At 64.1% G+C, this 24,199-nt stretch carries 15 protein-coding genes and 1 pseudogene; 5 read left to right on the forward strand and 11 right to left on the reverse strand.

The genetic code is table 11. The features are described from left to right. Window positions 1-21: 21 nt before the first annotated feature. From AC5P6X_RS08575 to AC5P6X_RS08605, 7 genes and pseudogenes are all read right to left on the reverse strand, one after another. Window positions 22-1,605: a phytoene desaturase family protein gene (locus AC5P6X_RS08575; RefSeq protein ID WP_088435890.1), complete on the reverse strand. Its 1,584-nt coding sequence runs from the start codon at window positions 1,603-1,605 to the stop codon at window positions 22-24. Between the two features lie 76 nt (window positions 1,606-1,681). Beyond that, window positions 1,682-2,176: a VOC family protein gene (locus AC5P6X_RS08580; protein WP_049451976.1), complete on the reverse strand. Its 495-nt coding sequence runs from the start codon at window positions 2,174-2,176 to the stop codon at window positions 1,682-1,684. A gap of 126 nt (window positions 2,177-2,302) precedes the next feature. After that, a complete protein-coding gene (locus tag AC5P6X_RS08585) occupies window positions 2,303-4,312 on the reverse strand; it encodes a M13 family metallopeptidase (RefSeq protein WP_049451977.1) in 2,010 nt (669 codons plus the stop codon). A gap of 222 nt (window positions 4,313-4,534) precedes the next feature. After that, on the reverse strand, window positions 4,535-6,637 hold the full coding sequence (locus AC5P6X_RS08590; RefSeq protein WP_049452002.1) for a M13 family metallopeptidase: 2,103 nt from the start codon (window positions 6,635-6,637) through the stop codon (window positions 4,535-4,537). A 170-nt stretch (window positions 6,638-6,807) separates the two neighbouring features. Then, complete coding sequence (locus tag AC5P6X_RS08595) at window positions 6,808-8,835, reverse strand: alpha/beta hydrolase family protein (RefSeq protein WP_049451978.1); 2,028 nt, start codon at window positions 8,833-8,835, stop codon at window positions 6,808-6,810. 91 nt (window positions 8,836-8,926) lie between these two features. After that, a complete protein-coding gene (locus AC5P6X_RS08600; RefSeq protein ID WP_495215410.1) occupies window positions 8,927-11,899 on the reverse strand; it encodes a TonB-dependent receptor plug domain-containing protein in 2,973 nt (990 codons plus the stop codon). Window positions 11,900-12,285: 386 nt separating this feature from the next. Continuing rightward, window positions 12,286-15,093 (reverse strand): annotated as a pseudogene (locus AC5P6X_RS08605) (TonB-dependent receptor plug domain-containing protein). A gap of 213 nt (window positions 15,094-15,306) precedes the next feature. Between AC5P6X_RS08605 and apbC the strand changes: the two are divergent. Continuing rightward, window positions 15,307-16,161 (forward strand): iron-sulfur cluster carrier protein ApbC, encoded by an 855-nt coding sequence (gene apbC / locus AC5P6X_RS08610; RefSeq protein WP_005414099.1) that lies wholly within the window; start codon window positions 15,307-15,309, stop codon window positions 16,159-16,161. A gap of 72 nt (window positions 16,162-16,233) precedes the next feature. On the opposite strand, the gene AC5P6X_RS08615 is transcribed toward apbC, so the two are convergent. After that, window positions 16,234-19,293 (reverse strand): TonB-dependent receptor, encoded by a 3,060-nt coding sequence (locus AC5P6X_RS08615; RefSeq protein ID WP_099605924.1) that lies wholly within the window; start codon window positions 19,291-19,293, stop codon window positions 16,234-16,236. Window positions 19,294-19,359: 66 nt separating this feature from the next. On the opposite strand from AC5P6X_RS08615, the gene AC5P6X_RS08620 reads away from it, so the two are divergent. Next, window positions 19,360-19,530 (forward strand): hypothetical protein, encoded by a 171-nt coding sequence (locus tag AC5P6X_RS08620; protein ID WP_169448292.1) that lies wholly within the window; start codon window positions 19,360-19,362, stop codon window positions 19,528-19,530. Between the two features lie 185 nt (window positions 19,531-19,715). Then, complete coding sequence (gene dcd / locus AC5P6X_RS08625; RefSeq protein WP_005410499.1) at window positions 19,716-20,288, forward strand: dCTP deaminase; 573 nt, start codon at window positions 19,716-19,718, stop codon at window positions 20,286-20,288. Between the two features lie 96 nt (window positions 20,289-20,384). Here the strand turns inward: dcd and AC5P6X_RS08630 are convergent, their stop codons facing one another. Genes AC5P6X_RS08630 through AC5P6X_RS08640 form a run of 3 tightly spaced genes read right to left on the reverse strand, consistent with a single transcriptional unit; the run spans window position 20,385 to window position 21,658 of the window. Beyond that, on the reverse strand, window positions 20,385-20,552 hold the full coding sequence (locus AC5P6X_RS08630) for a LiaI-LiaF-like domain-containing protein (RefSeq protein ID WP_005410498.1): 168 nt from the start codon (window positions 20,550-20,552) through the stop codon (window positions 20,385-20,387). A 15-nt stretch (window positions 20,553-20,567) separates the two neighbouring features. Beyond that, window positions 20,568-20,990: an HIT family protein gene (locus AC5P6X_RS08635; protein WP_329756992.1), complete on the reverse strand. Its 423-nt coding sequence runs from the start codon at window positions 20,988-20,990 to the stop codon at window positions 20,568-20,570. Continuing rightward, window positions 20,987-21,658: a dienelactone hydrolase family protein gene (locus tag AC5P6X_RS08640; protein WP_169449099.1), complete on the reverse strand. Its 672-nt coding sequence runs from the start codon at window positions 21,656-21,658 to the stop codon at window positions 20,987-20,989. The genes AC5P6X_RS08635 and AC5P6X_RS08640 overlap by 4 nt, the downstream gene beginning before the upstream one ends. Window positions 21,659-21,862: 204 nt before the next feature. On the opposite strand from AC5P6X_RS08640, the gene rimO reads away from it, so the two are divergent. Then, complete coding sequence (rimO, locus tag AC5P6X_RS08645; RefSeq protein ID WP_088435897.1) at window positions 21,863-23,224, forward strand: 30S ribosomal protein S12 methylthiotransferase RimO; 1,362 nt, start codon at window positions 21,863-21,865, stop codon at window positions 23,222-23,224. Next, entirely contained in the window at window positions 23,221-24,057 is an 837-nt protein-coding gene (locus tag AC5P6X_RS08650; protein WP_049451983.1) for a DUF3025 domain-containing protein, read from the forward strand. The genes rimO and AC5P6X_RS08650 overlap by 4 nt, the downstream gene beginning before the upstream one ends. Window positions 24,058-24,199 lie beyond the last annotated feature (142 nt).

The raw sequence follows: 24,199 nt of genomic DNA on the forward strand, positions 1-24,199 counted from the left end.
CGACCGTTGGTCGCCACACCGCTACAGGTCCCGCAGCACCACCTGCGCCGCATTGTGCCCCGGCGCACCGGTAACACCACCGCCGGGATGGGTACCCGAACCACACAGGTACAGGCCGGGCAGGGCACCGCGATAGCCGGCCTGTCCAACCATCGGCCGCGCCGAGAACAACTGGTTGGCGCTCAGTGCGCCGTGGAAGATGTCGCCGCCGACCAGGCCGAAGGTGCGTTCCAGATCGAGCGGGGACAGCACCTGCCGACCGAGCACGCTGGCGGTGAAGCCGGGCGCATACCGCTCGACAGTGGCAATCATCAGGTCGGCTACCGTCTCGCGGTGGTCATCCCAGTGACGCCCATCAGGAAGTACCGGCGCCACATGCTGGCAGAACAGGCTGGCCACATGCTGCCCGGGCGGTGCCAGTGAATCGTCCAGCGTACTGGGTATCAGCATTTCCACGATCGGTTCGCGCGACCAACCGTCGCGGCGCGCATCCAGCCAGGCGCGATCCATGTAGTCCAGGCTGGGTGCCATGATGATGCCGGCACTGAGGTGATCGCCCGGACCGGGCAGGGCGCGGAACTCCGGCAGCCGCGACAGCGCCACGTTCATCCGGAAGGTGCCGGAACCGCAGCGCCAGTTCGTCATGCGTTCGCGTGTGGCAGCCGGTACCTGCGCCGGCTCCAGCAGCTGTTCGTACAGCAGCTTCGGATTGACGTTGGCGACCACCGCGCGTGCACGCAGGGTTTCGCCGTTGGCCAGTTCCACCCCCACGGCGCGGCCCTGTTCGGTCAGTACCCGTCGCACGCCGGCATCCACGCGCAGCTCGGCCCCGGCCTCGCGCGCCGCGCTGGCGATGGCCTGGCTGATCGCGCCCATGCCACCCATCGCATGGCCCCATGCACCCTTCACGCCATTGCACTGGCCGAACACGTGATGCAGCAACACGTAGGCGCTGCCCGGTGTGTATGGACTGGCATAGTTACCGACGATGCCATCGAAGCCGAACAGCGCCTTGATCGGCTCGCTCTCGAACCAGCGGTCCAGGTATTCCGCCGCCGACAGCGTGAACAGGTCCAGCAGCTCCTGCCGCAGCGGTGCATCCAGCGCCGCCAGTTCGCGGCCGAGCTTCCCCATCTGCCAAAGTGCGGGCAGGCCGCGCCAGCCGCCGGCGACGCCGATGTCCGGTGGCGCGCGGAGAGCCCACGCGCGCAGTACATCGGCGAAGATCTCCAGGCGTGCTTCGTACGCTGGCAGGCGCTGTGCATCCCGAGCGGAGAATCCAGCGACTTCGGCCTGGGTGCGGCCAGGTGCCGACAACAGGTAGCGGTCGTCGGGCAATGGCAGGAAGTTGTTGGCCGGGCGCGTGACAATGCGCATCCCATGCGCATGCAGTTGCAGGTCTTCGATCACCTTCGGTTGCAACAGCGACACCGTGTACGACGCCACCGAGTTGCGGAAGCCGGGATGGAACTCCTCGGTGACCGCCGCTCCGCCGAGCACGCCGCGCCGTTCAAGGACCAGCACGTTCTTTCCGGCCTTCGCCAGATAGGCCGCACAGACCAGGCCGTTGTGGCCACCACCGATGATGATTGCATCCCAGGACATCAGCACCTCAAAAAAAGGGGACGGAGGGGATTAAGTCGCAATTCGCGCTGGGTCGGCAGCGGTGGGCAGAAACGACTTAATCCCCTCCGTCCCCTTTTTTTATCGCCGCTTCGATGGTGGCGATGTCGATCTTCTTCATCGGCATCATCGCGTTGAAGGCGCGCTTGGCCAATGCCTTGTCCTTGCTGGTCACTGCTTCGATCAACATGCGCGGGCTGATCTGCCAGGAGATGCCCCAGCGATCCTTGCACCAGCCGCATTGGCTCTCCTGGCCACCGTTGCCGACGATCGCATTCCACAGGCGGTCGGTCTCGGCCTGGTCCTCGGTCTGGATCTGGAAGGAGAACGCTTCGCTGTGCTTGAACGCGCTGCCGCCGTTGAGGCCGACGCAGGGAATGCCGCAGACGGTGAATTCGACGGTCAGCACGTTGCCTTCCTTGCCATCCGGGTAGTCGCCCGGCGCGTGATGCACGGCGGTGACCGCGCTGTCGGGCAGGAGGCTGGCATAGAAGATGGCGGCCTCGAGCGCGCCGTTGTCGTACCAGACACAGATGGTGTTCTTGTGTGCCATGTCGGGGCTCCGCGATGGACGAAGCCGCAGCGATAGCACGCCCGGTGTTAAGCCGGGATCGTGCTGCACCCGCAAAAAAAAGGGCGCCCGAAGGCGCCCTCTGCATTACCAGTTGCAGCAGTTAGCTCAGCGCCAGACCTTGATCTGCTCGGCTTCGCCGCGCTGCATCGGCTGGCCGGCCTTGCAGCTGAAGGTGGCACCGAACGCCGGCAGGTTGGCCAGCGTGCCGTTGCTGCGCCATAGGCCCGGTGCACGGATGTCGGCGGTCAGGCGACGCACGGCCTCGTTCGGCGACAGCTGCTGCGCCCACAATGCCGACCACGCGCGGAAGAAGCCCTGTTGCTGTGCCTGCTTGGCCTTCGGCTCCTGCGCGGTGTACGCGGCCCAGGCCAGTTCCAGGCCGGCGATGTCGGCCAGGTTCTCTTCCTGGGTGAGCGTGCCGTTGACTTTGGCACCCTTCACGCCCGGGAAATCGTAGGCGCCGTACTGCGCGGCGACGCGGTTGCCGAGCAGGGTCCAGGCGGTCTTATCGGCCGGCGTCCACCAGCTGCGCAGTTCGCCCTTGGCATCGACCAGTGCGCCCTTGGCATCGATCGCACGGGTCAGCTCGTGGCCGACCAGGCCACCGAAGCTGCCGAACTTGTCGGCAGCGTCGGCCTTGGCGTTGAACACCGGCCCCTGCAGGATCGCAGCGGTGACGATCAGGCGGTTCTGCGCCAGGTCATAGGCCAGCGACGGCTGCTGCGGCAGCACGTCCCAGCGGCGGTCGGCGTTGCCCTTGCCGATGCGCTTCATTTCCTCACGGTGGCGCCAGGTCGACGCGATCAGCATGTTGCCGCCAAACGAACCACGGCCCATCGGCTGCACGCTGTAGTCGAGGTCGCGCAGCGGGGTGCCGATCTCGATCTTCAGCGCGGCCAGCTTGGCCTGCGCTTCGGTCTTGGCCTCGGCACTCATCCAGCTGCTGTTCTTGACCGCTTCGATCTGCACTTCGCGCACCTTGTCGACGATCCACGCCGCCTGGCGACGGTCTTCGGCCGACAGGTAGCGGGCGGCGTACTCGCGGCCGAGCATCGGGCCAGCGGCCACGTTGATCGCATCGAGCACGTCTTCCCAACGCTGTGGCGGCAGGGTCTCGCCACGCAGCACGCGGCCACGGAATTCGAATTCGGCGTCGCGATAGGCCTTGGACAGGTACGGCGCCATCGAGTCGCCCACGCGCCAGCGCAGGTAGGCCTTCCACTGGTCCGGCTTGAGCTTGGTGACCATGCCGTCGAGCTGCTTGAACAGGCCCGGGTCGGCCAGCGAGACCAGGTCGTCGTCCACGCCCTGGGCCTTCAGGAAGGCATCCAGCTGCAGGTTGCGGTAGCGGCTGTTGAGCTCCTTGGTGGAGATCGGCGCGTAGTTGTTGAACGGGTTGTTGATGCCGGCCAGCGACTGCGCGTTGCGCGCCAGTTCGGTTTCCAGTGCGATCACCGATTGCGACTCGGCATCCAGCTTGGCGGCCGGAGTGCCGGTCAGTGCCAGGATCTGCTTGACGTAATTGCGGTAGCGGCCCATCAGCGCAACGGTGTCGGCGTCGGTGCGGGTATAGAACGCCGGGTCCGGCAGGCCCATGCCGCCCTGCATGAAGTAACCGATGTGGCGGTCCAGCGCCTTCAGGTCCACGTCCGGGCCGAAGTTGAAGGCCACCGGGATGCCGACCTGGTGCAGCGCGGCGATCGAGGCCGGCACATCCTTGGCCTTCTTGATCGCGTTGATGCGGGTCAGCAGCGGGGCGATCGGATTGGATCCGTCGGCTTCCACGGCGGCTTCGTCCAGGCCGCTGGCCCAGAAGTCGCCCAGCAGTTTCTGCACGTTGCCCTGCGGCGCCTTCATCGCTGCGTCGAGCAGTTCACGCTGCTGCTGACGGCTGCGGTCGACCAGCTGGCCCAGCGCGGTGGTGGCACCGGTCTGTGGCACCGGGTTGGCCTTCAGCCAGCCTGCGTTGGTGGCGTCATAGAAGTCGCTGCACTGGGCGCTGACGGCCGGGGCGCGCGCGGCCTTCTTCTTGGCGGCGGCGAACGCATCATGGGTCGGGACCAGGGTCGCCAGGCTGATGCCCAGGGCGATGGCAAGCGGACGGAAATTGGGCATGTGGAACGAATCCGTGATGGATTGAGGGCGCGCGCACTATAGCAAGCCGCGCATCGACGCGGCATGCACGCATCACGCTGCTTTCGCCGGCCAGGGTCGGCCGCTAGCGGGGAGCGCCGAGATCATTGGATCCACACCATGCGTGGACGAAAAACACCCCGGAAAAACAAAGGCCCGGGAATTCCCGGGCCTCTGCAGGTCTGCCGCGGCGTCAGCCGTGGCTTACCAGATCACCACCTGCTGGTCGCCGCTGCGGGCCATCGGCGAACCGGCCTTGCACTGGAACGCGGCCGCGAAGGTCGGCAGGTTCGACGGCGCACCCATGGCGCGGAACTGCGCCGGGGCGTGCGGGTCGGTCGCCAGGCGGACCTTGGCGTTCTCCGGGGTGTACTTGGTGCGCCACACGGTGGCCCAGTTGAAGAAGAAGCGCTGGTCGCGGGTGAAGCCGTCCACCTTCGGGTCTTCCTTGCCGGCGCTGGCCTTCTGCAGGGCATCGTAGGCGGTAGCCAGGCCGCCCAGGTCGGCGATGTTCTCACCCAGGGTCAGGTGGCCGTTCACCGCCTGGCCGTCGACCTTGTACTGGTCGAACTGCTTGACCAGCTTGCCGGTCAGGCCTTCGAAGTTCTTCTTGTCAGCGGCGGTCCACCAGTCTTCCATGTTGCCGGTCGGCCCGAAACGTGCGCCCTGGTCGTCGTAACCGTGGGTCATTTCGTGGCCGATCACCGCGCCGATGCCGCCGTAGTTCAGTGCGTCGTCGGCCTTCGGATCGAAGAACGGCGGCTGCAGGATGGCGGCCGGGAACACGATCTCGTTCTGCAGCGGGTTGTAGTAGGCGTTGACCGTCTGCGGGGTCATGCCCCACTCGGTCTTGTCCACCGGCTTGCCGATCTTGGACAGGTTGAACTTGTAGTTGAATTCGTTGGCCGCGCGCACGTTGCCCAGGAAGCTGTCGCGCTGGGTCTGCAGGCCCGACCAGTCACGCCACTTGTCCGGGTAGCCGATCTTCGGGGTGAAGGTTTCCCACTTGGCGATGGCCTTGGCCTTGGTTTCATCGCTCATCCAGCTCAGGCCCTGGATGCGGTCCTTCAGCGAGGCGGCCAGGTTCTTCACCAGTTCTTCCATCTTCGCCTTGGCTTCCGGCGAGAAGGCCACCTTCACGTACAGCTGGCCGAAGGCTTCACCGGCGTCATTCTCGATGGTGCCCAGCACACGCTTCCAGCGCGGCTTCTGCTCCTTCTGGCCGTTGAGGGTCTTGCCGTAGAACTCGTAGTTCTCCTGCACGAAGGCATCGGCGAGGTACGGCGAGGCGCTGTCCACGGTGTGGAAGCGCAGGTAGGCACGCCACACCGACGGATCGGTGTCGCCCAGCGCCTTGCTCACTTCCTCATGGAAGGCCGGCATGGCCAGCGAGAACTTCTCCGGTGCGGCAACGCCCTGAGACTTGAAGAACTCGGTCCAGCTGAAGTTCGGGGTCAGCTTGTCCGCGTCGGCCACGGTGACCGGGTTGTAGTACAGCTCGACGTTGCGCGACAGTTCGACGCGCGACTTGGAAGCCTTGGCCAGGCGGGTCTCGAACTTGACCACGTCCTCGGCCTGCTTGGCAGCGTCGGCAGCGGCGACGCCGGACAGCTCCAGCACCTTGGCGACGTGCGCCTGGTAGGCCTTCAGCTTGTCGGCGTTCTTGGCATCGGTGTAGTAGGTGCTGTCCGGCAGGCCCAGGCCGCCCTGGCTGGCGTAGGCCATGTTCACGGCCGAGTTCTTGAAGTCGGCTTCGGCGCCGAAGCCGAACAGGACGTTGTCACCCTTGGCGGCGCTGTTGCGCAGGTAGTTGGCGATGGCCGCCTTGTCCTGCAGGCCATCGATCGCGGTCAGGTCGGCCTTCAGCGGCTCGATGCCCTGGGCGTTGATCTTGGCCTCGTCCATGCCGGTGGCCCACAGGTCGCCGACGATCTTCTCGATGTGGTTCGGGGTCTTCACCTGCGCGACCTGTTCGGCCAGCTGGTGCTGCACGGCCACCGAACGCTCGTCGAGGATGGTGAACGCGCCCCAGCTGGTGCGGTCGCCCGGGATTTCATTGGCGGCCAGCCACTTGCTGTTCACGTAGTCGCCGAAGGCGCCGCAGGCGTCCTTGCTGGTATCGAGGTCGCTGGGCTGGAAGGCGTTGTAGGCCGGCAGCTTGCTCTCGTCCAGCGTGTAGTTTGTGGCTTCGGCCGCAGCCGGCGTGGAGGCGGTGGCGTCCTTGGCCGGGGTTTCGTTCTTGCCGCAGCCAACCAGCGCGGCCGAAACGGCCAGGGTCAGCAGCACGATCTTGGGAGTACGGGTCACTTTGATGGCCTCCAGGCCGAGTGAGTCAGGGAAGGGCCGCAGGGACGGCCGTGGGCCGAACGATACGCCGCCGGCCTGCCCAGCAAGGGTGTCGAAGGTCATGGCCGGGCGCAAGGACCAGAACGAGCAAGGGCGCCCGGTGGGGCGCCCTTGCTTGGGTAACGCATCGATTACAGGCCGTCGCCGCCGCAGCCCTTGCCGAGATAGTCGTCGATCAGGTGCAGCTGGTCGGCCATGATCTTCCGAGTCCAGGCCGGACCGTGCGCATAGTCGGCGATGGCATGGAACTCGACCGGCTGCCCCGAGCTCTTGGCCTTGTTCACGAACCACTCCGATTGCTCGATGGGCACGGTACGGTCGCGGTCACCGTGGTAGACCATCAACGGAATCTTCATCTCGCCCGCCTTGTCCAGCGGGTTAAGGCCTGCAACGGTCGGCGCCTGCGCCTGGCGGAAGAACGGATTGGTGTAGAAGCGCGACCAGATTTTCTTGATGTCCGAGACGCCGGCGCCGGCAATCGCGCACTTGTACAGGCCGTTCGGGCGAACCGAGGCGGCAAACGCCGAGTATCCACCATAGGAGAAGCCGAACATGGCGATGTGACCAGGCCGGGCGATCTTCTGGTCGACCATCCACTGCGCGCCATCATCCTTGTCGTCCTGCATCTTCTGGCCCCATTCGGCGTCACCCGCCATCCACAGCTTGCGGCCCCAGTCAGCCGAGCCGCGGAACTGCGGGCGCAGTACGGCCATGCAGCGCGATGCCATCAGCGGCACCCACATCGAGCCATCGAAGTCGATTCCATCGCGGGCCCAGGGACCGCCATGCGGGTGCACGACCGCCTTCCAGGGGCCGGCGCCACACAGTTCGGTGTTGGGCGTGGTCAGGAATGCCGGGATGTCCAGCCCGTCGCGGGCCTTGTAGTAGACCAGCTTCGTATCGCCCAGGGCCGCAGGCTGGATGTCCGGATAGGTCTTGGCCAGCAGGGTCAGCTTGCCGTTGCGCAGCAGGTGGTACTCGGGTGGGTTGGACGGGCCCGACGTGACCACCAGCACGGTGGACAGGTCGGGGGTGTAGTCCACCACCTGGTAGCTGCGGCCAGTGTCGTAATTGGTGGTGAAGCGCTGGCCATTGGCGGTGTCGACCATTTCCAGCGGTTGCTGCTGGATGCCCAAGGCCTGGCGAAGGCCCTGGTCCAGCGCCTTCATTTGCGGCGATGTCCACTGCAGGTCGTCACCGCGCGGGCCCGCATAGCGGATGCCGAGGATCTCGCCGAACGGGATCGCGCCGTTGCGATAGCGGTTGATCGACATCGAGCTGGCGTTGAACAGCTTGTGTTCGTACAGCACTTCCTTCTGCTTGCGGGCGGCGATGTCGTACTCGTACACGATCGCCTTGTCACGGCCGACGTTGCTCAGCACGAAGGCGATGTTCGGGTCATCGGCAAAGCCGATCACCTGGTTGACGTCGCGGTTCTTCACATAGGAGCGGAAGTGCTCTTCCCACGCACCGCTGCCAGTGTTGCGGAACTCGGTAGCGACATAGGCGCCGGTTCCGTCCACGTCCTGGCGCAGGCGTGCACGCAGCTCGCTGTCCAGGTCGGTGACATAGCCGGCCACACGTTCCTCGGTCTTCTGCACGCGCTGCGAGGTGAAGCTGCGCAGGTCGACCTTGTAGACATCGCCGGAACTGCCCCCGCTGCCGTTGATCACCAAAATGTGGTCCGGATCATTGGGAAGCGTGTCCAGCACCGTCGGGTTGGACAGCGCCTGCTCGAGTTCCTCGCTGCGGCTGCTGGCACGCGGCGGCGTAATGGGCTCTTTCCACTGCTTGCCCTCGATGTCGGTGATGAAGAACTTGCTGACGAAGGTCTTGGTCACGCGGTCGGTGCGCAGGTCGAAGGGCTGCCACAACACCACCGCCAGCTGCCCGTTCTTGATGAACGAGACGCTCTGGAACTTCATCCGGTTGGCGCCGATCACCGTCGGCGGCTTGTCCAGCGCATCGGTACGCCAGACCACGATCACGCGCTCTTCGCCATCGGCGCGCAGGCCGGCGATGTGCTGGCCGTCCGGTGAGAGCGACAGGCTGGAGATGGCAGGGAAGGCCGCCAGTTGTTCGACGGTTGGGGCGACAGGTTTGGCATGTAGCCAGGGGGAGATGCCGGCCAGGGCCGCCAGCAGCAGGGTTCGCTTCATTGCTTGCCTCGATCTCGGGACGATCCCGGCGCAAGGCCGGGGCCGGAAACGAAACCGCCGCCCCGAAGGGCGGCGGTGGGTGACAACAGGATCAGAACGAGCGGGTGATGTTCACGAAGTACGTGCGGCCGAAGTAATCGAAGCCGCTGTACAGGGGCGCGTTGCCAACCGTGCTCAGCACGCCCTGCGAAATGGTCGGCGGCTTCTTGTTGGCAAGGTTGCGCACGCCGCCGGTGACCGACCACTTGTCCGCTTCATACTGCAGCGAGGCTGCCTGGATGAAGTAGTTCGGGGTGTACATTTTGTACTGGCTGGTGGCCGGATCGAACAGGCCCGGGTTGCGCTCCTCGTAGTAGGCGTAGCTGTCCATGTTGTCGATCCAGTCCAGACCGTAACGGACGCGCCAGTTCTTCCACTTGTAGTTCAGGTCCAGGGTGGCGGTGTTTTCCGGCGAGCCGATCATGCCGGCCGAGTCGACCTTCGGATCGTCCGAGAACAGCTGGCTGGTCTGCTCGAAGTAGTGCGTGCCCTGCAGCGTGGCACGGAACTCGCCCGGGCCGATGTCACGCACATAGCGCAGGGTGAAGTCCAGGCCGCGCACCTTGTTGGTGGAGACGTTGATGAAGCCGTTGGTGACCGTCAGCTGGTTGGTCTGCGGGTTGCGCTGGATCAGGCGGCACAGGCCGTTGCCCGCAGTGAAGTCTGCGGTGGAGCTGCCGTAGCAGTTGCGCAGGATGGCGGCGCCGCCTGCGTCCTGCACACCGTTCTCGACCTTGATGTCGAAGTAGTCCAGGGCCAGCGACAGATCGCCGAAGGCTGGGCCGAACTCCGGCTGCAGCACCACGCCGAAGGTCTTGGCGGTGGAGGTTTCAGCCTTCAGGTTGTTTTCCGCGCCGCCCTGGGTGTAGACGGTGATGCCTTGCAGCTGGGTGAACTCCGGATCCAGGCCCAGCGACGCGCAGTTCTGGTAGCGCATCGATTCCGGGCGGGCCTCAATGTAGTTGTCGCAGGGGTCGGACGACTGCGGCAGGAAGCCGGTGGTGGCGCCCAGGAACTGCTCGAACAGGGCTGGTGCGCGGTACGAGGTGCCGTAGGATGCACGGAACGACAGCCACTTCACCGGGGTCCACAGGGTGCCAATCTTGTAGGTCTCGTCGGAACCATAGGACTTGTAGTCGGTATAGCGGCCGGACAGGTTGACCGACAGCTCCTCAGCGCCGGTAACACCGGACAGCAGCGGCAGTTCCAATTCGCCGTAGGCTTCGAACACCGAGTCGCTGCCGCGGGTCGGCGAGGAAGCGGTCAGGTTGTACAGGTCCTGGTCAATGGAGTACTGCGACGGGCTGTCGTCGATGCGGGCCTTGCGGTACTCCACACCGAACGCGCCGCCGGCCGAGCCATACGGCATGTCGAACAGCGGGCCATTGACGTTGAAGTTGACCGTGGTTTCCTTGTACAGCGTGTTGCCGGTGACCGGGACGAACACCCAGTCCTTCCAGTCCTGCGGCAGGCGGCCGCCGATGGTGTTGTTGTTCACCGGGGGGGCGGCGACGCAGCCGTTGGAGGCGTCACGGCAGACGAAGCCACCGGCCCCGTTTGAGACCACGTCCAGGCTCTGCGCCAGGCGGCTGGTCAGGAAGCTCTGGAAGGTGTAGTCCGCATCGCTGCGCGAATGCATGATGTTGAAGTCGTAATTCCATTCCGAGCTCAGGTGGCCACGCAGGCCGGCGTTAAAGCGCAGGAAGTCGACCTTCTGCTTGCTCTGGTCGTTGCCGAAACCAATGAAGGCACGTACGCCCATCGGCACGCCATTGGTCTGGTCGGTGGCCGGGCCCGCAACGCTGTCGCGGAGGTTGGCCGGGATAAGCGGATTACCCACTGCATAGTCCAGGGTCAGCTGGCGATAGCCGGTCTGGGTCGACTTGCGGTGGTTGCCGAGGAACTCGTAGTACAGCTCAGCGTCGCCCAGTGCGTTGAGGTCGAAGCCGCCCTGGAAGTAGGCGGTGTGGGTCTTGACCGGCGAGATCAGCGACTGGTTGAGCATCTGCGGGTCGAAGGTGTCGCGGTTCAGCGCACCCACGCCTTCGTAGCCAACCAGGCCGGTGGTGACCGACGAATTCGGGCGCCAGCGGTTGAAGCGGGTGCCGCTGCCCCCCGGCGCGGCGACGCCGGTACGGGTGTTGGTGCCAAGCGTGTTGATGGTCACGCCGCCGCCGTCGAGGGTGTAGCACTTGGACTTGCCGGTCAGCGGATCGATGAAGTCGCCGCTGCCCCAGTAGTCGCCGGCATCGATGTCGCGATACTTGTCGGTGGCGCAGCGGGTCCAGTCGCGGTCGCCAAGGTTAAGTGCGTTGCGCACTGTGTACTCGTACGAACCGGAGAAGTGCGAACGCTCGCCGGTGGTGCCGAAGGTCAGCGCATAGCGACGTTCGTCGCCGCCGCCGCCGTCGGTCGCATTGTGCTGGCCTTCGAAGGTGACGCCGTCGACCTTCTTCTTGGTGATGATGTTGATCACGCCCGCGACCGCGTCGGAGCCGTAGATCGAGGAGGCGCCGTCCTTCAGGATTTCGACGCGGTCGACGATCGAGTTCGGCAGCACGTTCAGGTCCGTCGAGCCGACCGAGCCGCGCGAACCGGCCGGCGAGACGCGGCGGCCGTTGAGCAGGATCAGGGTGCGGGTCGGGCCGAGGCCGCGCAGGCCGAGGGTGTTGGCGCCGGGGCCGCCGTCGGTGACGTAGCCACCGTAGGCGTTGTTGATCTGCGATGCACCTGCGGTCACCGCGGTGCTCTGCAGTGCGGCGGTGGTCGAGTTGAAGCCGGCCAGCGTGGTTTCCTCACGGGTCACGACCTGGACCGGGGACACCGAGTTGAACACGTCGCGGCTGATGCGCGAGCCGGTGACGGTCACCGTGTCCAGGTTGGTTGCCTTCGACTTGGCCGCTTCCTCAGCGGTCAAGTCGAAGGCGCCATTCTGGGCGATCGCCGGCGCCGCTGCGGCGAGCAGCACGGCGGTAGCGAGGGCAAAGCTCAGCGGATGCCGGCCGAGCGACTTGCGATTGATCATCTGAAATCCCCTTGAATCCAATGATTGCGTCGTACACCGGGGACTTGCCTTGCGGGCGTCTCCGTGTGCCCCGTGCCCGGTACCGGCAGTACCCTGCCGCCTCCCGGCGTTACCGGCTTCACCTGCCGGTAACTCGAGATTAACACGACATTAGCTGATGCTGTCAAACGTTCATAAGGGAGTCATCAAGCTGTGGTCAGGAGCCTCTTCGCTCTCCGTGTACTTCGATCTAAATTGATACAACCTATTGATTTTTATTGTTTTGTTCGAGTGTCGCTGAACATGTCTGGATGCTGAATGATTCCTGCCGGCCCGACGCAGCCCCAAAAAAAAGGCCCCGCCGAAGCGGGGCCTGGTCCAGACACGAAGTCCGGAAAACGACGGGATCAGAAGTTGTACTTGACCTGGGCCGAGATCTGGCGGCCGTAGACGCTGTAGAAGCCGTCATTGAACGGGGTCGATTCGTTGCCCGGGTAGTTGTAGCGCTGGCCTTCCGGCAGCTTGTTGAACACGTTGTTGACCATCAGCGACAGGACCAGATCGTCCTGTGCCTGATAGTTCATGCTCAGGTTGTACGTGGTGTACGAACCCCACTTGCCGGCCTTGGCACCGGAAGAGTGGACATAGCCGTAGCTGCGGCCGGTGTAGGCCAGGTAGTTCGGGGTGCTGCCGACGTAGTTGGCGTACACGGTGGTGGTGAACTTGGCGATGTTCCAGGCCACCGACAGATCGCCACGGACCTTGGCGAAGTTGTCGTAGTACCACATGTTGTACGGATCGCTCAGCAGGTCGAGCTTGGCGGCGCCCGGCATCGGCTGCACTTCACGCTTCAGCATGTTCGTGTAGTTGCCGGAGAACATCAGCGAGCCGAAGCGACCGATATCCTGCTGGTACTTGGCCGCCACCGTCACCGCTTCCAGGTTCTGGCTGGCGACGTTGAGCTTCGGCGTGTACACGCGGGTCAGGTTGCCGCCGGCATCGCGCGACACCCAGTCGGTGACGTTCTGGCAGCTGGCCGAGGTGTTGTTCGGCAGGCCGTTGTGGCACTGGTACTCGGCCAGCAGCAGCTGGTCGGTGCTGAGGGTCTTGACCTCGTTCTTGATCTTCCAGTTGTAGTAGTCGGCCGACAGCGAGAAGTTGCTCACCGGGGCCCACACCACGCCTGCGCTCCACACGTCGGCGGTGATCGGCTTCAGGTCCGGGTTGCCGGACTTTTCGCTGTACACCGAGGTGTTCTTGTAGAACGCGCACTTCTCGTCGCGCAGGCCGTAGCCCAGCTGGCTGCAACGGTAGTAGTCGTTCTGGCCGGACGAGTACGAGCCGCTCATGCCCTGGAAGGCATCGGACAGGGTCGGTGCACGGAAGGCGGTGCCGTACTTGCCGCGCAGCAGCAGGCTCTCGATCGGGCGGAATTCCAGACCGATGCTGTAGGTGGCCTTGTCGACGGTCTTGTCTGCGATCTTGAACGCGTCATAGCGGCCAGAGGCGCTGACGGTCAGCTTCTCCAGCAGCGGCATGCGCAGTTCGCTGGTGACCGCGTAGTTGCTGCGGTGGCCGGCGCCCGCGACGGCGGTGGTGCCCCACACATTGCCGTCGACGAAGGCCTGGTCCGGCGAGTAGTCCCAACCTTCGCTGCCACCTTCCAGCACGACGGCCAGGCCGGCGTCACCGCCCGGCAGGCTGAACAGCGAGCCGTTGGTCACCTGCACGCGACCCAGGTTCTGCTAGGTCTTGCTGCGGTGGGTGCCGTAGCCGGTGAAGCTGGCGAACTGGTCCGGGGTGATCGGCGAGTAGAAGGCAGCGTAGTTCGGGTTGTAGATGCCGAACGTGGCGGTCGGGTCCTTCGGGTCGGTGTAGGTGCCCAGGCGCGGGCCAAGCACGGTCTGGCCGAAGAAGTCCTCGATCTTGTCCTTCCAGCGCACGAAGCGGTTCTGGTCCAGGCGGTACTCGCCACGGGTGAAGCTGGCGCTGTAATCCCAGTCGCCGACCATGCCCTTGCCGCCCAGGGTGACCTGGTAGGCGCGGCTCTCATCGGAGTTCAGGATGTTGTTGTAGTCGCCCGCGCCGATCTCCTCCGGCGCGAAGGCGCGCTGCAGGTTCACGACCTTGCCTGCGCCCTGGTCGTAGAAGCCACCCATGACCGACTTCGTGCCCCACCACAGGGCGCTGGAGCCGGAGGTGAACTCGGTCTTTTCCTTGCTGTACAGCACGTCGGCGAACAGCTGGAAGTTGTCGTTCACGTCGAAGGTCATCGACGAGTAGAACTGGCCGCTGTTCTTGCCGTTCTTCAGGGTCTTGTAGCCGGCGCTGTACACCGAACCGCAGGACTCGCCCGACGCGCGCTTGCCGACGACGGTGGTGCCGTCGTACAGGCCTGCCACGTTGGCGCAGCGGCTCGGGTCCATCATCAGCAGCTTGTTGTCTGCATTGGTGATGACGGCGAAGTCGTTCGACGGCACCTGCGCGGTGTAGCCGACCGGGTTGTTCTGCTTGGTGATGTCACGCTGGTAGCCCCAGATCGGGCTGCCGTTCTCGATCTGCACGTTGACCAGCGCGTGGAAGCGGTCGTCGAACGCGTTGAAGCCCTTGGCTGCGCTGAAGCGGATGTTGCTGCCGCCGCCTTCGGTGTAGGTGCCGCCACGGACGGTCATCGTACCGCCGTCCATGCGCTCCTTCAGGATGATGTTGACCACACCGGCGATCGCGTCCGAGCCGTACAGCGAGGACTGGCCACCGGGCAGCACTTCGATGCGCTCGACGATGTCGATCGGAATGCCGCTGATGTTGTTGAAGGTGTCGCTACCGTTGTACAGCGCCGGATACGAGAGCATCGGGCGGCCGTTGATCAGGTACTTGGTGTAACCCGGATTCAGGCCGAACATGCCGGCTGCTTCAGCGCCCTGGGTGAACGAACCCGAGGTCTGGCCACCCTGCAGGCCGCCGGTGGTCAGCGAGGACTGCTGCAGCACTTCAGCAACGCTGCTGAAGCCGCGGGTCTGGATGTCTTCGGCGGTGATGGACATCACCGGGGTCTGGGTTTCAACCTGGGTCTGCGGGATCAGCGAACCGGTGACGGTGATCTTGTCCAGGTTGGTCGCCTTGTCCTGGGCTATTGCCGGGGCGGCGGCCATCAGGGCGGAAATCAGGGCGACGGCGAGCGTGTTGCGACGTGCGGTGTTGCTTGCGTATTTCATGTAGTTCCAATAGAGAGCAAAAACAAAAATCGGCACTGCGCATGCGCCATCGTGCGCGCTGGAAACCAGCTCCGCAGCCCAAAACAGTGCTTCAGGAACGTAACATGAACTTAACAATCTGTGCACGAATCTGTAGCAATCCTGAATTTCAGTCAGGCTACGTCCAGCTTGTATGATGTTGGGTTATTCCCCCTGATACAGCTGGTGCCCGTTGTGAACAGTTCCCCCCGCCGCCCCCATGCCAGCCAGGTCCAGAAGGGACTGACGCCACATGCCCGCATCCGCAATGTCATCGCGGTCGGCTCCGGCAAGGGCGGCGTGGGCAAGTCGACCACCGCGGTCAATCTGGCCGTGGCGCTGCAGCAGCTGGGCGCACGTGTCGGCGTGCTGGACGCGGACATCTACGGCCCCAGCGTGCCCGCCATGCTGGGCTTGTCCGGGCGGCCGGAAAGTCCCGACAACAAGAGCATCGAGCCCCTGCGCGCGTTCGGCGTGGACACGATGTCGATCGGTTACCTGATCGAAGAGGACACGCCGATGATCTGGCGCGGTCCGATGGCCACCTCGGCAATGACCCAGCTGTTCAACGACACGCTGTGGGATGACCTGGATTTCCTGCTGATCGACCTGCCGCCGGGCACCGGCGACATCCAGCTGACCCTGACCCAGAAGATCCCGCTGGCCGGTGCGGTGATCGTCACCACGCCGCAGGACATCGCCACGCTGGATGCGAAGAAGGCGCTGAAGATGTTCGAGAAGGTCGAGGTGCCGGTGCTGGGCATTGTCGAGAACATGGCCGTGCACACCTGCAGCAACTGCGGGCATGTCGAGCATCTGTTCGGCGAGGGCGGTGGCGAGCGCATGGCCGCGCAGTACGGCGTGCCGCTGCTGGGATCGCTGCCGCTGCAGATCGGCATCCGCGAGCAGGGCGATAGCGGTACCCCGATCACCGTGGCGCAGCCCGATTCGGTGCCGGCGCAGGCCTACCGCCATGCCGCGCAGCGCCTGATCGAGGAAGTGGGCAAGCGCCCGCGGGCGTCGATTCCGATCCTGTCGTCGCTGCTCTGACCGCGGCTGCAAAGAAAAAGCCGCCGGCGCGAGGCCGGCGGCAATCCGAGGCGTTCCTGGAGAGGGAACCGTTTACCAGTCGTACTGGACCTGGAAGCGGACGTAGCGCGGATCGTTGAAGTATTTCGGCGTGTTGTAGTTGTAGTAGGTGCGGATGGTCGGTGCCGAGCTCGGCCGGCCGTACTTTGTTTCGTACACCTGCACCGGCTTGATGTTGTTGAATGCGTTGATCACCGACATCTGCACGCTCAGGCCCTTCAGCCAGTTCGGGGTGTAAGTGATGTTCGGGCTGACCGTGAACTGCCACGGGGTACGGCCCGCGCTACCGACCTTGGAGATGTCGTCAGCCGGCTGGTTGCCATTGAGTTCGCAGCTGTGGAACACGCCGGAGTAGCCATACTCGGTATCGAAGCTGCCCCAGCCGCCACCCAGGCAGCTCTTCGGTGCACCGGACTGGGCCAGCATGTTCAGACCGACCGACCACTCATCCGTGAACTTGAACCCACCGTACAGCTTGATGCTGTGGCGATGGTCATTGAACAGATATCCGTCCGAGCCATACATGATTTCGGCAAAATCGAAGTCGGATGTGGTGCCAGTGTCATCCTGGCCGTTGGTGCTCTTGACCAGACCTTCGTAATTGCCTTCCAGCTTGGACCACGTGTACGAGAAGCTGGCGTACCAGCGCTCGGTCTGCTTGTCTGCACTGAGGGTTACGGCCTTGTACACGCGCTTGGCCTTCGGGCCCAGGCTTGCCCCCGGCACTGTGATGTCGTCAACCTTGCCATCACCGTCCACGTCCAAGGTGACCTGCAGGTCGCTGCCCGGGTTGTAGATCCAGCAGCCCGGCAGGCCTTCCGGCACGGTCCAAGGATCGGCCCAGTTGGAAAGGTCATAGCCGGCGGCTACCGCAGCGTTGTAGAGCGAACGGGAATCGCAGGTATCGTCGATAACCTTGTTGGCACGGCGATAGGTCGCTTTGATGCCGACGGTCCAATCGTTGAAGAAGTCGATCGAGGAGTTGATCTGCTGCTGGTAGCCAAGGATCACCTCATCTTGCGTATAGGGCTTCAGACCCTTGGACGCCACCGCGCGAGGATCTGGGGTGACGCCGCTTTCACCGTTGACGATGTTGTCATATGCACCATCTTCGTAGCTCCCAGTAATGATGGGCGAGCCGTTCGGATTGATGCCGTCGTAGGTGAAGTACTGGTCCAGGTAGTACGACGCGCTCGCTGCGCGAAGCGCCACATTCGCAGCAATGGGCAGGGAGTAGCGGCCGGCCGACGCGAACAGCTTGCTGCGGCCGTCACCCAGAATGTCCCACGAGAATCCGAAGCGCGGCTGCCAGATATCATCCTGCTTTACGAAGCTGATACCGTCGGAGTTCTTGTTGTCGAACGAGTCGTTGCGGATGCCGGCGTACAGCATGAAGTTGTCGGTAATCTGCCAGTTGTCCTGTACATACCAGGACTTCTGCTTGATTTCGATCGAGCCACCATTCCGGAAGTTCACACGGTTTGCGTAGTCATCTTCCAGATACCACAGCGCACCTGCGGAGTAGGAGGTGCCCTGCACCGAAGTCCACTTCTCGTCGCTGTAGCCAAAGCCGATCTTGTGGTCGCCCAACTGCCAGTCAAAGTCCGCACGTGCGCCTTTGCGCTCGTTACGGCCGCCGAACATTCCTACCGTGCTGGCGACGGCGCAGCCGATACGACGGCCGGTGCCGCCGGTCTCCGAGCGGTAATCCAGCACGTACGGGCATGCGCCTTCAGGGCTGTTGATGTTGCCGTCATAGAAGCTGGTCACACCATCGGGGCTGATCGTGTGTTCCGAGCTGCGGTTGCGCATCTGGCCGTACTGGATCGAACCCGTAAGATTCTCGGTCAGGTAGCTAGTCCACTTGAAGATGTCGGTCTGGCCGCCGGTCTTGCCGATCAGTTCGCCGAGATCATTGGTGCGTGCGGGTTCGCCACCCGCGTCTGGCTTGTCATAGAGTGCATTGAAATAGTTGTAGCTGTAGCGACGGCTGTTGTCGAAGCCGGTGTACTCCAGGTGATTGTTCTCATTGAGGTACCAATCGACCTTCAGCAGCCAGTAGGGCGTCTTGGACTCATAGTCGTACCCGGTCGTAGAGAGCGCAGCAGCGCTCGGTGGGCGACCGTTGGTGGTGTACTGCGATCCGCGGCTGCTGTAGCTGCCGGTCTTGGAGTTGCTGAACTGGCCCATCGCGAACACGAACAGCTTGTCCTCGATCAGGGGGCCGCCAGCCCAGACGCTGTAGACGTTCGAACTGCTGCTGTTCTTGTCGTAGGAGCGGAAGATCGAGCCATCGTTGTAGTAGGTGTCCGGTTCGTTCTCGCGCAGCGAGTCAGGAGCGCCTGTCCAGCTGAAGCCACCCTTCCACTCGTTGGTGCCGCGCTTGACGTTGACGCTGGTCACGCCACCGGTCGAAAAGCCGTACTTGGCGCCATAACCACCGGTCTGAATGTCCAGCTGGTCGATGGCCTGATACGGAATCTCCGAGAACGACAGGCTGTCGTACAGGTTGGTGACGTTGAAGCCATTGACGTAGTAGCTGTTCTCGGCGGCCGACGCACCGCCGAACGAGGCTGGGCCGAAGTATCCGCTGGACGATACGGTGCCGGGAGTCAGCAGCGAGACGCTGGTGACATCACGGGCGACCGGCAGTGAGTTGAGCTTGTCGGCGGTGAACGTGGTGCGGGATTCGACACTGCCCAGGTCAATTGCGTTCGCCGCTCCCAGCGCGCGTACATTCACCGTATCCAAGGATGTCGCGCCACCAGAGGATGCGGACGCGAAGGTGGCCATCGAGGACTGGCCGGCGACCACGGTCACCCGGGTGGTTGCGGTGGGGCTGCCATTGCTGACCGTGGTGACCTCATAGGTGCCGGTTGGCAGCTGCGAAACACGGAAACGTCCGTCGCCACTGACATTCACTTCACGCGTCGTGCCCGACGCCAAGCTCTTGACCTGGATCTTGTCCGCCGAGGTCACGCTGCCGACGATATCGCCGGTGGTGCTCTGGGCATAGCTGGTGCCGGCCAAGGCGCCTAGAACGAGCGCAAGTGCAGTGCGCTTCAGCGTGCGTCCATTGAAGTTCAGATTCATCGTGTTCCTTTGCGGTTGCAGAGGGGAAGCGGTTCGATTCAAACGGACCTGAACGAATTGTTCAGGATGAATGAAACCGTAACGATGAAGCTTTTGCTGCGCAATGTTCATCTAGCGCTCATGAATCGCCGGAATGCCGAAAAGCGGGCTCAGGTTATTGAATTAAAAGGTATTTTAATTTTTGTTTCGGTTTGTTTCGTGTCTGGCGATATGATTGAAAATGACACAAATATGTGATAACTGGTTAAAATTTTGGCGATAAGTCTCATTTGTTATTCAAGATTCTGGTGCATCGATCGTAGGCGTGGCGCTCTGAAGCGGCTCTCTTCGCCAAGCGGCAAGCATGGCCGCCGCAGGAAGGCCACCTGTAGAATCGCCGCCTCGGGCGCAGCCCCATTCCCCCTCGTTCAACAGGACAGAGCATGAGCATCAAGAGTGACCGTTGGATCCGCCGCATGTCCGAGCAGCACGGCATGATCGAGCCGTTCGAGGCAGGGCAGGTCAAGCAGGCCAACGGCGAGCGCATCGTCAGCTACGGCACGTCCAGCTATGGCTACGACGTGCGCTGCTCGCGCGAGTTCAAGGTGTTCACCAACATCAACTCGACCATCGTCGATCCCAAGCATTTCGACTCGGGCAGCTTCGTCGACATCACCGCCGACGAGTGCATCATTCCGCCGAACAGCTTCGCGCTGGCGCGTACCGTGGAGTATTTCCGCATCCCCCGCGATACCCTGGTGGTGTGCCTGGGCAAGAGCACCTATGCGCGCTGCGGCATCATCGTCAACGTGACGCCGCTGGAACCGGAGTGGGAAGGCCACGTCACCCTGGAATTCAGCAACACCACGCCGCTGCCGGCACGCATCTACGCCAATGAAGGCGTGGCGCAGATGCTGTTCTTCCAGGCGGCCGCCGATGACATCTGCGAGACGTCGTACCGCGATCGTGGCGGCAAGTACCAGGGCCAGACCGGCGTGACCCTGCCGCGGACCTGACTGGCGCGCCATCGCATGACGAAAACGCCGGGCATGCCCGGCGTTTTCATGGGTGCGGCCACACGCTGCGCTCGCCGGGCGTGGCCCGGCACCAGCTTATTTCCCGCGACCGAACAGCATTGCGATACCCACGCCCACCAGTGCCACCGGCCACCAGGTCAGCAGCAGCTTGGACAGGTTCAGGTGCGTCCAGCCGAGGTTGCTGGCGAGCATGAACAGGCCGATCAGGATCAGCAGGATGGCGGCAACGAGGTTGAATCGCATCGGGTCGGCGAAGGCTCAGGTGTGGGCCGGATATCCTAGCCGTTCCTTCCAGTAGGCGACATGCTGGTCCAGTGCGGCCGCTTCGTAGCGGTGCGCGGGACCGCTGCCCCAGACCGGGCCCGGCCAGGCCGGATCACCGTCATGGCGGCCGATCACGTGGAAGTGCAGCTGGCGCACGATGTTGCCCAGTGCGCCGATGTTGATCTTCTCCACCCCGTCGGCGCCCTTCAGGGCCTTGCAGGCGCGGTTGAGCTCGGTGCGCAGCTTGTCCTGCTGCTCGCCGTCCAGCTCGATCCACTCGGTGACCCCGGCCAGGCGCGGTACCAGTACCAGCCACGGGAATCGTTCGTCGTTCATCAGCCGCACTTGCGACAACGGTCCTTCGGCCACCAGCACGCTATCGGTGGCCAGGCGTGAATCGAGTTTGAATTCGCTCATCCAAGATGCTCCGAGAAGAAGTCCAGGGTGCGTTGCAGCGCCAGGGCGGCGCTGTCTGGATCATACGCATGTCCGACCTCCCGGTTGAAGGCGTGGTCGGCCGGATAGACGAAGGTGGTCATCTGCGGCAGCTTCTCGCGATGGGCCTGGACCGCTTCCGGCGGGATGCTGCGGTCCTGGGCGCCGAAGTGGAAGATCACCGGCGCCTTCGGCGTCTCATCGAGGAACTGGACGTTGCGCGCGCCGTAGTAGCTGACGGAGGGCAGGCCCAGGCGCACTGCGGACAGCATCGCTACCGTACCGCCCCAGCAGTAGCCGACGGTGCCGACCTTGCCGTAGGGGGCCAGCCGGGTGGCCGCCGCGCGGACCACTTCCAGCGCCTTCTCCATGCCCAGCGCGCTGACCCGGTCCAGGCCCTGCTTCACCCCGTCGGCGTCGTAGGGCAGGGCGTCCGGGTCGGCATCGGGGCCATCGACCAGGTCGAAGAACGACGGTGCCAGCACCGCATAGCCCTCGGCGGCGAAGCGTTCCGCCACGCCGCGGATGTGCGGGTTGGCGCCGAAGATTTCCTGCACCACCACCAGCCCGCCTCGCGCGGTGCCCTCGGGGAGTGCCTGCCAGGCCCGTACCGCGCCGTGGTGCGTATCCAGGGTGATCCACTCGGCCATCGTCATCTACTCTCGTTGCAGGGACAGGACTGCATTGTCGGTGCTGCGCGGGTTAGCGCGGTGTCAGCGGCTGTGCGCGATCGGGCGGCTGGCCATTCAGAGCCCGGCCGCCAACCCCGGTATACTGGCGCCCTTTCAGGCCCCGGCCCCCAGGACCCCCTGCCATGCCGGCAGGGGCCTAGGCCCCCAGAGTCCCGCGATTCCATGTCCCAGCTGAACCCCAAAGTCGGCTTCGTCAGCCTTGGCTGCCCGAAGGCCCTTGTCGATTCCGAGCGCATCCTCACCCAGCTCCGCTCGGAAGGTTACGACATCGTCCCGTCCTACGATTCGGCTGACGTGGTGGTGGTCAACACCTGCGGCTTCATCGATTCGGCGGTGACCGAGTCGCTGGACGCGATTGGCGAGGCGATGAACCAGAACGGCAAGGTCATCGTCACCGGCTGCCTGGGCAAGCGCCCGGAGCAGATCCGCGAGGCCTACCCGAACGTGCTGGCGGTGTCCGGCCCGCAGGACTACCAGAGCGTGATGGAAGCGGTGCATGAAGCACTGCCGCCCAAGCACGATCCGTTCGTGGACCTGGTGCCGGACTACGGCATCAAGCTGACTCCGCGCCACTACGCTTACCTGAAGATCTCCGAAGGCTGCAACCACAAGTGCAGCTTCTGCATCATCCCGTCGATGCGCGGCAAGCTGGTCTCGCGCCCGGTCGACGAGGTGCTGCGTGAGGCCGAGCGCCTGGTGCGTGGTGGCGTGCGCGAGCTGCTGGTGGTGTCGCAGGACACCTCGGCCTATGGCGTGGACGTGAAGTACGCCGAGAAGATGTGGCGCGACAAGGCCTACCAGACCCGCCTGAAGGCACTGTGCGAAGGCCTGTCCGAGCTGGATGCGTGGGTGCGCATGCACTACGTCTACCCGTACCCGCACGTGGACGAGGTGGTGCCGCTGATGGCTGAGAACCGCATCCTGCCGTACCTGGACATTCCGTTCCAGCACGCCAGCCCGCGCATCCTGCGCCTGATGAAGCGTCCGGGTGCGGTCGAGAAGACCCTGGAGCGTGTGCAGAACTGGCGCCGTATCGCGCCGGACATCACCGTGCGTTCGACTTTCATCGTCGGCTTCCCGGGCGAGACCGAGGCCGAGTTCGAAGAACTGCTGTCGTTCCTGGACGAGGCACAGCTGGATCGCGTCGGTGCGTTTGCCTACTCACCGGTCGAAGGTGCCACCGCCAACGACCTGCCCGATGCGGTGCCGGAAGAAGTGAAGCAGGAACGCCTGGCCCGTTTCATGGAGAAGCAGGCGAAGATTTCCGCCGCGCGCCTGGAAGCCAAGATCGGTACCGTGCAGCAGTGCCTGGTCGATGCCATCGAAGGTGACATCGCCGTGGCCCGTTCCAAGGCCGATGCGCCGGAGATCGACGGCCTGGTGCACATCCAGAATGCCGACCAGGTGCCGCTGCGCGTGGGTGAGTTCGTCGACGTGGAAATCACCGAGAGCGACGAGCACGACCTGTACGGTGATGCGCTGCCCGCCGCTACCCGCCCGGCATTCGATCTCAAGATGCTGTGACCGCAGCGACGACCGCCGCCGGTGACGGCAGCGGTGTGCGCCGCTTCGTGCCGCCGCCGCGTGCGGCGGTCGATCCGCAGGTGTTCGCGCACCCGGTGTTTGCCGGGTTGCGCGACATCCATGACCTGCTGGCCAGCCCTGAGTGGCCGTCCATTGCAGCGCTCGAGGCACGCCTCACGCTGCCCGGCAAGCACCTGGTCGAGCAGGATGCCGCGCTGCTGGCCGACGGCCTGCACTACGAAGCCCGCATCGCACAGGGGCGCATCGCCACCCGCGCCGACAACTGGCATGACCTGTTCAATGCACTGGTGTGGGACCGTTACCCGCAACTCAAGCAGGTGCTCAATGTGCAGCAGTGCAGGCATATCGCATCCATGCCGCCGGGCCAGCGCAATCGCGCGCAGGCCGCGCTGACCCAGTTCGACGAAACCGGTGTGATCGTGCGTGTGCGCGATGAGGACGTGTTGGCCGCATGGGACGTGCATGATTGGCCGGCGTTGTTCGAGCCTGCGCGCTGGCAGAGTGGTGACATCGCAATCGCTGCGATATTCGGGCACGCGCTGATGGAGCAGGCGCTGCTACCGGGGCGCCTGCTGGTCGGCAAGTGCGTGGTGGTGCACGGCGAAGTCGATGATGCCTGCGTTGACGCAGTGGCTTCGGCCATCGTCGAGGGCAGGGCAGTGACCGATCCCCTGCAGTTGCGTCCGCTGCCGCTGGCGGGAATCCCGGGCTGGCACCATGGACAGGATGCCGCCTTCTATGCAGATGCCGCGTACTTCCGCCCGCTGCGTGCCGGCCGCCAGTACCCGCCGCCGTTGCACGGGGCTATGTAGAGTCGACTGTCAGTCGACTGCTCTTCGTTCCGAGGCCGTGAACGCCCGACAGATGGCTTCGGCGAGTCATCAACCGCGATGAGGATCGCGGTGCGTTTACCGTCCGGCTGCGGAGGTTTGTGCCGCGCTTGGCGCGGTGGTC

The sequence above is a fragment of the Stenotrophomonas sp. YJH_SMC_40 genome, assembly GCF_059368615.1.